The sequence below is a fragment of the Foetidibacter luteolus genome, assembly GCF_009650435.1.
Taxonomy (GTDB): Bacteria; Bacteroidota; Bacteroidia; order Chitinophagales; family Chitinophagaceae; genus Foetidibacter; species Foetidibacter luteolus.
On sequence record NZ_VVIP01000094.1, the window covers coordinates 33,646 to 46,041 of the forward strand.

Genomic DNA, 12,396 nt, shown 5'->3' on the forward strand with positions numbered 1-12,396 from the left:
CATACAGGAAGCCAGCATGCAGAAACTGTATTTCTAACCTGCATCTTGCAGCCGTCAATTAATTTAACCTATATGCTAACTAAACATTTTGCTGCGTTCTTTTTTGCCGCGGTTTTTTTATGCGGCAATGCGGGTGCGCAAACCTTTGACAGGTACCAAAGTAACTGGGAGTCTTTAAAAAAGTACCAGGTGCCAGATTGGTTCAGAGATGCCAAGTTTGGCATCTTTATTCACTGGGGCGTTTACTCGGTTCCTGCTTTCAGGAACGAATGGTATCCACGTAATATGTACCAGCAGGGGTCAGACGAATATAAGCACCAGCTTGAAAAGTATGGCCCCCTGGATAAGTTTGGCTACAAAGATTTTATACCGCAGTTTAAAGCCGAAAAATTTAACGCGGATGAGTGGGCTGCACTCTTCGCAAAAGCCGGGGCTAAGTATGTAGTGCCCGTAGCGGAACACCACGACGGCTTTGCCATGTATAAAACAACCTTATCTAAATGGAATGCTGTTGAAATGGGCCCTAAGCGTGATGTGATTGAAGAACTGGCTGCCGCCTTTAAAAAACAAAACCTGGTGTTGGGCCTGTCTTCCCACCGTATTGAGCATTGGTTTTTTATGAATGGTGGCAGAAAGTTCATGAGCGATGTAATAGACCCCGCCTATGCCGATTTCTATGGCCCTGCCAGGGAGGAAAATGAAACGATGACACCCGAATATATGAACGACTGGCTGCTGCGTTGCACAGAACTGGTAGATAAATACCAGCCCCAGTTGGTGTGGTTTGACTGGTGGATTGAACAACCGGCTTTGGATGCCTATAAAAAGTCTTTTGCTTCTTACTACTACAACAAAGGGCTTGAGTGGAACAAAGGTGTGGTGATAAATTACAAGAACACCGGTTTTCCTGAAGGTACTGCCGTGCTTGATATAGAACGTGGCAAGCTTACCGGCATAAGGAACATGAGCTGGCAAACAGACGATGCGGTGGGCTTTAAATCGTGGGGCTATATACCTGATGACAATTTTAAGTCATCAAAATATCTAATCACTAATCTTGTTGATATAGTCAGCAAAAACGGCAACCTGTTGTTGAATATCGGCCCAAGGCCGGATGGAACTATTCCGCAGGAAGAGCAGGACATATTACTGGCAGTGGGTAAGTGGCTGCAGGTAAACGGAGAAGCCATCTATGGCACACGCCCCTGGAAGACTTTCGGCGAAGGCCCCACGGAAGTAATAGGTGGATCATTTGTAGATGATAAGGTAAAACCATTCACTGCGCAGGACATACGTTTTACAACAAAAGGCGATACGTTGTATGCCATCGCTTTGGACATACCATCCGCACCGGTTACGGTAAAAACACTTGCTTTAAAAGCCGGTAACGGAAATGTTGCGGGCATTGAATTGGTGGGCAGCACGGAAAAGGTTAGCTGGCAGCAAAAAGCTGATGGTTTGGTTATTCAGCCGCTAAAGCAATACCCGGCAGAGAGTGCTGTGGTATATAAAATAACTTTTAAAAAGTAAATCGGTACAACCCGGGTAAAACTTGGTTGGTCTGTTGAAACTTTTGCCAAATAGGTTTTGCCCCTCTCTTTTGGAGTGGGGTTGGGGTGAGGTGAAAGATTGCATCTTTTGCTTGCTGCAACCATCAAAAACATTTTGACATGACATCATTGGTGTGCACACAGCCGGGATTTTTTGAGTACAGCAACACAGCAAAGCCCGAATTAGAAAAAAACAAGGCACTGTTGCGCATCAGGCGCATCGGTATTTGCGGAACAGATTTACACGCTTTTGAAGGCACACAGCCTTTCTTCAGTTATCCGCGGGTGCTTGGTCATGAGATTGCCGCGGAACTGGTTGATGCGGACGGTGCCGATGATTTTAAACCAGGCGAACTTGTTACCATCATCCCCTATTTCAATTGCGGCAGGTGTATAGCTTGCCGCAACGGAAAACCCAACTGCTGCACGTCAATACAGGTGGCGGGGGTACATACGGATGGGGGCATGGCGGAGTATTACAGTGTGCCATCTTACTCACTGGTGCATGGTAATGGCTTAACTGCGGATGAACTTGCATTGGTAGAGCCGCTGGCCATAGGTGCGCATGGTGTTAAAAGGGCGGCAGTGCAGCCTGGTGAATATGTATTGGTAATCGGCGCCGGGCCTATTGGGTTGGGTACAATGGAGTTTGCCCGCATTGCCGGCGCCAATGTTATTGCGTTGGATATTAACGAGGCCCGTCTGCAGTTTTGCAGGCAGCACCTTGCCGTTACGCATACTGTGCTTGCCAATAGCGACGCAATGCAACAGCTAAGCGCTATTACAAACGGCGATATGCCAACCGTGGTAATTGACGCTACGGGTAACCTTAAGGCCATTAATAATGCGTTTCAATATATGGCGCATGGAGCAAGGTATGTGCTCATTGGGTTGCAAAAGGGCGATATCAGTTTCAGTCACCCCGAGTTTCACAAACGTGAAGGTACGTTAATGAGCAGCCGCAATGCAACACGGCAGGATTTTGAACACGTTATCGCAAGTATGAAAGCGGGGCTTGTAAACCCTGCCACATACATAACACACAGGGTTGCTTTTGGTAATGTAAAAACTGAATTCGAAAGTTTTTTAAACCCGGCCAACGGTGTTATTAAAGCAATGATTGAAGTATAACTACAGGCGTAAAGCTGCGGGCTACAGGTACTGCTCAAAGCTCGCAGCTCGCAGCTCAAAGCTCATAGCTCATAGCTCATAGCTCGTAGCTTTTTATGGCCTTAGCTGTATTGCTACTATTAAGCATCGTTGTGTCACTCACTTGTACGTTCGGTAATGCTACTCACCATAGTGTAACTTGTTCAGTGTTGGGTAAAATGAAGTATGCGGGAATAAACTTTGGCTTAAGCCTTTCAAGAACGTCTAATTAAACCCAGGGCTTATTGCCCCTCTCCGGGCGGCGAGGGGTTGGAGGTGAGGCGATGCAGGTAGTATAATATTTCAGCAATTCAGCCGGATCAAAGCTTATAAACCCTTAAAACAAAAAGACATTCTAAGATTATGAAGAACATAGCGATACTTTTTATCTTCTTTGCCCTCAGCATCACCAATGCACTTGCCCAGGATGACTTAACCCTTTGGTATAGGCAACCAGCCGCCGTTTGGACAGAGGCTTTGCCCGTTGGCAATGGCCGCCTGGGTGCAATGGTGTTTGGTAGGGTGGATGAAGAGTTGCTGCAGTTGAATGAAGCAACATTGTGGTCAGGCGGGCCTGTTAAACACAATGTTAACCCTCAGTCAAAAGATTACCTGCCGCAGGTAAGGGAAGCCTTGTTCCGTCATGATTATGACAGTGCCTACAAACTGGCCAGGCACATGCAGGGCGTATACTCTCAAAACTACCTTCCGCTCGGCGATTTGCTGATCCGGCAAAAGTTCGGCGGTAATAGTAATACCCCTGCTTCCTACAAACGTAACTTAAACATTGCCGATGCGGTTACCACTACCAGTTTTACTGTTAACGGAGTTGATTATAAGCGGGAAATATTTGCTTCAGCCCCGGCACAGGTTATCGTAATAAAGCTTTCGGCAAGTAAGCCGAAGCAGATAAGTGCACTTATTAAGGCAAACAGTTTAATAAGGCACCACAACGAAGCCGCGGGTAAAGATTTGCTGCTGTTGAAGGGCAAAGCACCGGCGCATTCAGATCCCAATTATCACAGCAGTAAAGAACCCATTATTTATGAAGACGCTTCCGGGTGTAACGGCATGCGGTTTGAAATGCTGGTGAAAGCGGTAACCCAGGATGGAATGGTAAGTACAGATACCAGCGGTATTACAATCAAAGATGCGTCAGAAGTGTTGCTCTTCGTATCTGCTGCCACAAGCTTCAATAGTTTTGACAAATGCCCCGATAGTGAAGGCAAGGATGAACACCAGCTTGCACTTCGTTACCTGCAACAAAGTCTTAACAAGAATTATTCATCCTTGCTTAAAGAGCACCTTGCCGACTATCAGCATTTCTTTAACCGTGTTTCTTTAGCGTTTAACAATAGCCAAAGCAGTAAGGCCAGCCTGCCAACAGATGAAAGGCTGGAGGCGTACACAAAAGGCGGAGATGATGATGGCCTGGAAGCATTGTATTTCCAGTATGGGCGTTACCTGCTGATAGCATCTTCCCGTACGCCAAATGCACCGGCCAACCTGCAGGGTATATGGAACAATATGATGCAGCCGCCATGGAGCTCTAACTACACCATCAATATCAATACACAGATGAACTACTGGCCTTCAGAGGTTGGAAATTTATCTGAGCTTCACCAGCCTGCGCTGGACCTGGTAAAGAATCTTTCTGTTACCGGTGCGGTTACTGCAAAAGAATTTTATGGTATTGATAAGGGCTGGGTGGCGCATCATAATTCAGATATATGGGCACTGTCCAACGCCGTAGGTAATGTGGGCAGTGGCGACCCCAAATGGGCCAACTGGTCAATGGGCGCCAACTGGATGAGCCGCGATTTGTGGGAACATTACCTGTTTACGGGGGACAAAAAATTCCTGGAAAAAACAGCCTATCCTATCATGAAAGGGGCTGCTGAATTTGCCCTGCGATGGTTGGTTACAGATGATAGCGGTTATCTTGTAACGGCTCCGTCCTTCTCACCGGAGAACGAGTATTTTTTCGACGGCAAAAAACAGTCTTCTATATCCATCGCAACTACCATGGATATCAGTATCATCAGGGATTTGTTCGGCAACCTGGTAACAGCCGGAAAAATACTGGGTACCGATAAAGCTTTTACCGATACACTTCAGAAAAAAATAGCCAGGTTATACCCCTTTCGCATCGGCCGCAAGGGCAACCTGCAGGAATGGTTCCAGGATTATGAGGACCCGGAACCCCACCACAGGCATGTTTCGCACCTGTATGCGCTGCATCCCGCAACGCAAATTTCACCGGTTACAACACCTGTGCTGGCAAATGCGGCAAAACGTACACTGGAACTTCGTGGCGATGATGGCACAGGCTGGAGCCTTGCATGGAAAGTAAATTTCTGGGCCCGCCTGCTGGATGGCGACCATGCCTACAAACTGTACCGCAATCTGCTGCGCCTTACTAAGGAAACGGCTACGGATTATGGTTCGCATGGTGGTGCTTATCCCAACCTTTTCGATGCGCATCCGCCGTTCCAGATTGATGGTAACTTTGCCGGTACGGCCGGCGTGGCGGAAATGTTGCTGCAAAGCCAGAATAATGAGTTGCATTTACTGCCGGCCATACCGGCAAAATGGGCCTCCGGCTCGGTAAAAGGCTTGCGTGCAAGGGGCGGTTTTGAAGTTAGTATAAACTGGAACAACCAACTTGTTCAAAACGCGGTTATCACTTCCTTAAATGGTGGTGTTTGCAATATCCGCACGGCTAATAAAGTAGGTGTAAAAGGCATAAGCGCAAAGGCAACCAACACAGCCAGTGGTTATGTGCTGTCTTTTAACACAGAGAAAGGTAAAAAATATGAAGTGGTGAGTAGTGAATAGTAAATCAATGTCTTTTAGTTAAGGATGTCAGCCTGAGCCTGTCGAAGGCGGATGCGTGAAAAGCAAGATACATAAAGCGGTTTCGACAAGTTCAACCTGACATTCGTTTCTTAACTAAATGACAATAAATAGTGAATGGTCAGCGGCGGGCAGTGAGCAATGGACAACTTAAAAGGGGTTTGATAAGCCCATTTAGGTAGTGTGGGTACCCGGCTTTGAGAATAAGCATGAAGCATCGTTGCGTCGCACTCTTCTGCGTTTTGCTCTCTATTCAGCATGGTGATACAGGCTTTGGCGAAGTAAGAACACGCAATGTAAAACCGGTAAAACTTTGGCTAAAGCCAGTGCGGCCAGGCTCCTGTTAACCCAAGGCTTAAGCCTTGGGTTAACGTAACATTATGTGGTTTGGCTTTAGCCAAAGTAAACAGGTGTGGTTGGCATAATCAACAGAAGTATAAAGGAAAGAAAACGGCAACAGGTAACTGTTAACCCGCAACAAATAAATTTAAACAAATACAACATGAAACACGCAATTACAAAAGTGCATCCGAAAGACAATGTGATAGTGGCATTGCGTAATTTGGACAAAGGAGAACATTTTACCTATAATGGCGAAGAGTTTGTAACTGCCGAACCTGTGGCAGCCAAGCATAAATTTACTACACAGGAGCTACAGCCCGGCGATGAGGTATATATGTATGGCGTGCTTGTGGGCAAAGCAAAAACGGCGATACCTAAAGCGGCCAGGATATCTGTTGAAAACCTGCAGCACGCATCAGATTCGTTTACGCTTGGTAAGCGTAAAACAGAGTGGCATGTGCCGGATGTATCCAGATGGAAAGAGGCAACATTCAACGGGTATCATCGTGGCGATGGCAGCGTGGGGGTAGCCAATTATTGGGTAATCGTGCCATTGGTTTTTTGCGAAAACCGCAATGTGGAAGTGTTGCGTGAAGCATTGGTGGAAAAGCTCGGCTATGGCAGAAAGAACAAGTATAACCAGTTTACGGATGAAATTATTTCGTCGTATAAGGCTGGCAAAAATATCAGCGAAATAACCGTAGAGTACACACCTTCCGCAAATAAGGAAGACAGGTTATTTAAGAACGTAGATGGCATTAAGTTCTTGTTGCATGATGGCGGTTGCGGCGGCACCAGGCAGGATGCAAGGGCTTTGTGCGGCTTGCTCGCAGGCTATATTACCCACAGCAATGTGGCCGGCGCTACAGTACTTAGCCTGGGTTGCCAGAATGCCCAGTTTTCCATCCTGCAGGAGGAAATAGCCAAACGCTCCGCCGGTTTTGATAAGCCTTTATACCTTGTTGAGCAACAAAAAATAGGGCTCGAAAAAGATGTAATGGCTGAGGCCATACGCAAAACCTTTGAAGGCCTTACCATTGCCGATAAACAAGAGCGCAAACCTGCGCCTTTAAGTAAGCTGGTAATAGGGCTGGAGTGTGGTGGTTCCGATGGCTTTAGCGGCATATCTGCCAACCCTGCCATCGGCTACACATCAGATTTGCTGGTGGCGTTAGGTGGCAGTGTAATACTGTCTGAGTTTCCGGAGCTTTGCGGTGTTGAACAGGAGCTAAGCGACCGGTGTGTTGACGAAACCACAGCCCTGCGTTTTAATGAACTGATGACTGTGTATAACAACCGGGCTAAAGCTGTAGGCAGCGGGTTTGATATGAATCCCTCGCCCGGCAACATTAAAGACGGATTGATAACAGATGCCATAAAAAGTGCCGGCGCGGCTAAAAAAGGTGGCAGTTCTCCGGTAACGGATGTGCTGGACTATCCTGAAAAAGTAACCAAGCCCGGCCTTAACCTGCTATGTACGCCTGGCAACGATGTAGAGAGTACCACCGCGGAAGTGGGCAGCGGCGCCAATGTTGTGCTGTTTACCACCGGCCTGGGCACACCTACCGGCAATCCTATTACCCCGGTAATCAAATTATCCAGCAATACAGCTTTGTACAATAAAATGCCCGACATAATTGATATTAACACAGGTACCATTATAGACGGTGAGGAAACCATTGAACAGGCGGGTGAACGTATTTTGGAGTATGTTGTTAAAGTAGCCAGCGGGGAACAGGTTGTAGCGGCGGTTAAACATGGCCAGGATGATTTTATTGTCTGGAAACGTGGGGTAAGCCTTTAAAGTAAAATGAAATATTGAACTCTTGTAGCCGGGCGAAAGCCCGGTTATTTTTTGCGGTTTTGTTTCTGCCACCGCAGGTGCCGGAAACTTTATTACCTATGGGGCTGAAAAGCTGCCCAATGAACCAACTGATGAAAGGATTGCGACGCAACAGGCGATGCCATGAAACTATATAGCTGGTATCAAAAGTATCGGCAAAAAGTGATTGTTTTGCCGGTTAAAATTCTACTTTTCTTCCTCTTCTTTATGGTTGTTGAACAATGGCTCATCATCGTCCATTAATTCCCGTTCAATTTCTTCCATCTGTACAATATCCCAGGCTTCGCTTTCGGTGGGGGTTATGTTCATTATATCCAAAGCTTCATATTCTTCCAACTGTTCTTCCAGTTTTTCGTTTACCTCGCAAATGACGAAAGAAGCGTTTTTTTCGTAAAAATGCTGTTGCAAATTCACTAACTTTATCACAGAGCTTTCATCAATTACAGATACATTCTTTAAATTGAGTACAACGTTTCCAATATCCGGTTGAGAATTTGTTTGTATAAGTTTTGCGAGTTCATCTGTTAAATTGTCAGACAAAGCATCAACATCAGGCGTAATTACTGTAAATTTCTCTCTGGTATCAATTTTGACTTGCATACGACTTATTAAGGTTTAACAGACAGGACAAAGCGGTGCAGAATTCGGCTCAAAAATATTCGTTATAATTGTATCAATTCTAATTTATTTAATATGGATAATAATTTTTCGGCCCAGGTAAAGGAGATTATTTCGTTTAGCAGGGAGGAGGCGCTAAGGTTGGGAAATGACTTTATAGGAACGGAGCATTTGCTGCTGGGCCTGATAAGGGAGGGAGAGAATACGGCCATCAAAATACTGAAGCAATTGAATGTTGATTTGTATGAGTTGCGTAAGGAAGTTGAGCTGGCTGTAAAAGATAAAACGGGTAAGAATATTGCTAATATTAACAGTTTGCCTTTGACCAAACAGGCAGAAAAAGTAATACGGGTAACCGTTTTGGAAGCGAAAGCTTTAAAAAGTCCTCTTGTTGAAACGGAACATTTGATGCTTTCTATTTTAAAGAACAAAGAAAATATTGCCACGCAAATTCTTGGTCAGTTTGATGTGGACTATGATATTTTCAGAAACGAATTAGGTATGGTAAAGAGCAATGATCCACGCAGTGAGTACACTGAAGAAAATGATGACGATTTTGAAGATGAAAGGAAAGGTTATTCATCTTCGCAACAAAGAAGCAAGCAGCAGGGTGCGGCCAAAAGCAAAACACCTGTGCTGGATAATTTTGGACGGGATATTACCAAATTGGCAGAAACCGGCGCCCTTGACCCCATAGTTGGCAGGGAGGAAGAAATTGAAAGGGTTTCGCAGATATTGTCCCGCCGTAAAAAGAACAATCCTATTCTTATCGGCGAACCGGGTGTGGGTAAAACAGCGATAGTAGAAGGGTTGGCGCTGCGTATAGTACAGCGCAAGGTAAGCAGGGTGCTGTTTGATAAAAGAGTAATTTCTCTTGACCTTGCGGCCCTGGTGGCAGGTACCAAATACCGCGGCCAGTTTGAAGAGCGTATGAAGGCCATCATGAATGAATTGGAAAAGAACAGGGATGTTATCTTGTTCATAGATGAAATTCACACAATTGTAGGTGCTGGTGGCGCCAGCGGTTCGCTTGATGCAAGCAACATATTTAAACCGGCACTTGCCCGTGGAGAACTCCAGTGCATAGGCGCTTCTACACTGGATGAATACAGGATGTACATAGAAAAAGACGGCGCTCTTGACCGCCGTTTCCAGAAAGTGATGGTTGATCCGCCAACTGTAGAAGAAACTATCCAGATACTTACCAACATCAAAAGCAAATACGAAGATTACCACAATGTGTCTTATAGTGAAGATGCTATTGATGCCTGCGTTAAGCTGAGCGACCGTTATATGACAGACAGGCTGTTGCCCGATAAAGCGATTGATGTACTGGATGAAGTAGGCGCAAGGGTGCACCTTAAAAACATTAACGTTCCGCAAAACATTCTTGACCTGGAAAAGCAGATTGAGGATATTAAGCAAGAAAAGAATAAAGTGGTTAAAAGCCAGCGTTTTGAAGAAGCTGCAGCGCTTCGTGATACAGAAAAACGCCTGGGCGAGGAACTGGAAAAAGCCAAAAACCAGTGGGAAGAAGAAAGCAAGCACAAACGCTACCCCATAGATGAAGAGGCCATTGCCGAAGTGGTGAGCATGATGACCGGCATTCCTGTTAAAAGGATGGTGCAGGCTGAAAGCGAAAAGCTCCGCAAAATGGGTGAGGATATGAAGGGTATGGTAGTTGGCCAGAATGAAGCTATCAGCAAAGTGGTGAAGGCCATACAGCGTAACCGCGTTGGTTTAAAAGACCCTAAAAAGCCGATTGGAACATTCATTTTCCTGGGGCCTACCGGCGTAGGTAAAACCGAGTTGGCAAGGGCATTGGCCAGGTATATGTTCGATTCTGAAGACTCCCTCATCAGGATTGACATGAGTGAGTATATGGAGAAATTTACGGTTAGCCGTTTGATAGGTGCTCCTCCCGGTTATGTGGGTTATGAAGAAGGTGGCCAGTTAACAGAAAAAGTGCGCCGCAAACCGTACAGCGTAATCCTGTTGGATGAAATTGAAAAAGCGCATCCAGATATTTACAACATTCTTTTACAGGTGTTGGATGACGGCCAGTTGACAGATGGGCTTGGAAGAAAGGTTGATTTTAAAAACACTACCATCATCATGACTTCCAACATTGGCGTACGCCAGTTGAAAGAATTTGGGGACGGGGTAGGTTTTGCAACCGCTGCCCGTTTGCAAAACCAGGATGAGAACAACAAAGCGGTAATTGAAAAAGCTTTAAAACGTACTTTCTCCCCTGAGTTCCTCAACCGTATAGATGATGTGGTGATATTTAACTCCCTTAACAAAGAAAATATCTTTGAAATCATTGATATCCTGATGAAGGGGGTAATGAAACGCCTGGTTACTTTGGGCTTCTCATTAGAGCTTACACCCGAGGCCAAAGATTTTATCGCGGAAAAGGGATATGATGTTCAGTTTGGTGCAAGGCCACTGCACAGGGCCATCCAAAAATACCTGGAAGACCCCTTGGCCGAAGAGATCCTGAATATGAACGTAAAGCAGGGCGATATTCTGCTGGCCGATCTTGATAAAGAAGCGGGTAAAATAATATTCGACTTTAAGCAGAAAGAAGAAAAAGCGAGTGTTTAAAAAACACTTATGCATAGTAAAAGGCCGGGGCTTGCCCCGGCCTTTTTTGTTACTTTTATCGGCGGTTATTCGCTGGTAGGTGCGGTTGTTTTATGAGCCCGGCTGCAAGACTGCTATCGGGCATCGTTGCGTCGCACACTTGTACGGTTGGTAACTCTACTCATCACTGTGCTATCATCTTTCATTGACTTTAGCATATTTGTTACAAAGAGAATAAATGACAAAGTATACTTAATACCAAAGCACGAACTGTTTAAAATAAAGCCCCGGCAAACGGGGCTTTATTTATGATGACCTTTTGCAAGGCAATTATACCACTCCTTTAGCACTTAAATACCTTTCTGCATCCAGCGCTGCCATACAGCCACTGCCTGCAGCCGTTACAGCCTGGCGGTATATTTTATCCTGTACATCGCCGGCAGCGAACACGCCTTCTACATTTGTTTTGGATGACCCCGGAATAGTTTGAATATAACCGGCTTCATCCATATCAAGCCAGCCTTTGAAAATATCACTGTTGGGTTGGTGGCCAATGGCAACAAAAAAAGCGCTTACAGGTATTTCCTGCTCCTGGCCTGTTTCATTGTTTTTAATTTTCACGGAGGTTACCTTGTTTTCTCCCACCACTTCCAGGGTTTCTGAATGCCAGTATATTTTTATGTTGGCCGTATTCTTTACCCTGTCCTGCATAATCTTGCTGGCTTTCATGCCATCTTGACCTTTACGTACAATCATGTGCACTGTACTGGCCAGTTTGGAAAGATACACAGCTTCTTCGCAGGCAGTATCTCCGGCCCCTACTATGGCCACTTCTTTACCACGAAAGAAAAAACCATCGCAAACGGCACAGGCGCTAACGCCGTAACCGTTCAGCCGTTGTTCGCTTTCCAGCCCCAGCCATTTGGCAGAAGCGCCGGTGGAAACAATAACCGTATCGGCTTCAATCCATTTGCCTTCGTCAATTTGTACTTTATGTACGGGGCCTGCAAAATCTACATTGGTAGCCAGGCCAAAACGTATATCCGCACCCATTCGGGCCGCCTGCTTTTCAAAATGTACCATCATTTCCGGGCCCTGCACACCGTCTGCATAGCCGGGATAATTTTCAACTTCTGTTGTAATTGTCAACTGGCCGCCCGGCTGAATGCCCTGGTATAAAACGGGCTTCATGTTGGCACGGGCAGCATATATGGCGGCAGTATATCCTGCCGGGCCCGAGCCTATAATTAAACAATGTACTTTTTCTGCTACTTCATTTGCCATGCTTATATTTTTTTAGTATCGTTAATGGTGAATTGTCAATGGTGAATTAATGTGGCTTTCATAATAAAACCAATACCGCTAAGCTGGTTAAAACCGTGTTAGCTACCCCGCCTTCGACAAGCTCAGGCTGACAGCCGACAGTGACTCAAGCTTACAGCCTGCCGGCAA

General features: G+C 45.7%; 7 protein-coding genes. 5 read left to right on the top strand and 2 right to left on the bottom strand.

What is annotated here, in order from left to right; genetic code table 11:
* Positions 1 to 72: 72 nt before the first annotated feature.
* From F0364_RS27815 to F0364_RS27830, 4 genes are all read left to right on the top strand, one after another.
* Positions 73 to 1,530, top strand: a complete 1,458-nt coding sequence (locus F0364_RS27815) for an alpha-L-fucosidase (protein WP_153801096.1) — start codon at positions 73 to 75, stop codon at positions 1,528 to 1,530.
* Between the two features lie 140 nt (positions 1,531 to 1,670).
* A complete protein-coding gene (locus F0364_RS27820) occupies positions 1,671 to 2,681 on the top strand; it encodes a zinc-binding alcohol dehydrogenase family protein (RefSeq protein WP_153801097.1) in 1,011 nt (336 codons plus the stop codon).
* Between the two features lie 381 nt (positions 2,682 to 3,062).
* Positions 3,063 to 5,537, top strand: a complete 2,475-nt coding sequence (locus tag F0364_RS27825; protein ID WP_153801098.1) for a glycoside hydrolase family 95 protein — start codon at positions 3,063 to 3,065, stop codon at positions 5,535 to 5,537.
* A 520-nt stretch (positions 5,538 to 6,057) separates the two neighbouring features.
* Positions 6,058 to 7,701 carry a UxaA family hydrolase gene (locus tag F0364_RS27830; protein WP_153801099.1) on the top strand — a complete coding sequence of 548 codons (1,644 nt, stop codon included), beginning with the start codon at positions 6,058 to 6,060 and terminating at the stop codon, positions 7,699 to 7,701.
* 225 nt (positions 7,702 to 7,926) lie between these two features.
* Here the strand turns inward: F0364_RS27830 and F0364_RS27835 are convergent, their stop codons facing one another.
* Complete coding sequence (locus F0364_RS27835; protein WP_153801100.1) at positions 7,927 to 8,340, bottom strand: STAS domain-containing protein; 414 nt, start codon at positions 8,338 to 8,340, stop codon at positions 7,927 to 7,929.
* A 93-nt stretch (positions 8,341 to 8,433) separates the two neighbouring features.
* Between F0364_RS27835 and F0364_RS27840 the strand changes: the two genes are divergently transcribed.
* Positions 8,434 to 10,965: an ATP-dependent Clp protease ATP-binding subunit gene (locus tag F0364_RS27840; RefSeq protein ID WP_153801101.1), complete on the top strand. Its 2,532-nt coding sequence runs from the start codon at positions 8,434 to 8,436 to the stop codon at positions 10,963 to 10,965.
* A gap of 309 nt (positions 10,966 to 11,274) precedes the next feature.
* Here the strand turns inward: F0364_RS27840 and trxB are convergent, their stop codons facing one another.
* On the bottom strand, positions 11,275 to 12,228 hold the full coding sequence (trxB, locus tag F0364_RS27845; RefSeq protein WP_153801102.1) for a thioredoxin-disulfide reductase: 954 nt from the start codon (positions 12,226 to 12,228) through the stop codon (positions 11,275 to 11,277).
* Positions 12,229 to 12,396 lie beyond the last annotated feature (168 nt).

Coding starts and splice junctions, on each gene's coding strand:
- F0364_RS27830 (WP_153801099.1), top strand. CDS start 6,058: ATGAAACACGCAATTACAAAAGTGCATCCGAAAGACAATGTGATAGTG.
- F0364_RS27840 (WP_153801101.1), top strand. CDS start 8,434: ATGGATAATAATTTTTCGGCCCAGGTAAAGGAGATTATTTCGTTTAGC.
- F0364_RS27835 (WP_153801100.1), bottom strand. CDS start 8,340: ATGCAAGTCAAAATTGATACCAGAGAGAAATTTACAGTAATTACGCCT.
- trxB (WP_153801102.1), bottom strand. CDS start 12,228: ATGGCAAATGAAGTAGCAGAAAAAGTACATTGTTTAATTATAGGCTCG.
- F0364_RS27820 (WP_153801097.1), top strand. CDS start 1,671: ATGACATCATTGGTGTGCACACAGCCGGGATTTTTTGAGTACAGCAAC.
- F0364_RS27815 (WP_153801096.1), top strand. CDS start 73: ATGCTAACTAAACATTTTGCTGCGTTCTTTTTTGCCGCGGTTTTTTTA.
- F0364_RS27825 (WP_153801098.1), top strand. CDS start 3,063: ATGAAGAACATAGCGATACTTTTTATCTTCTTTGCCCTCAGCATCACC.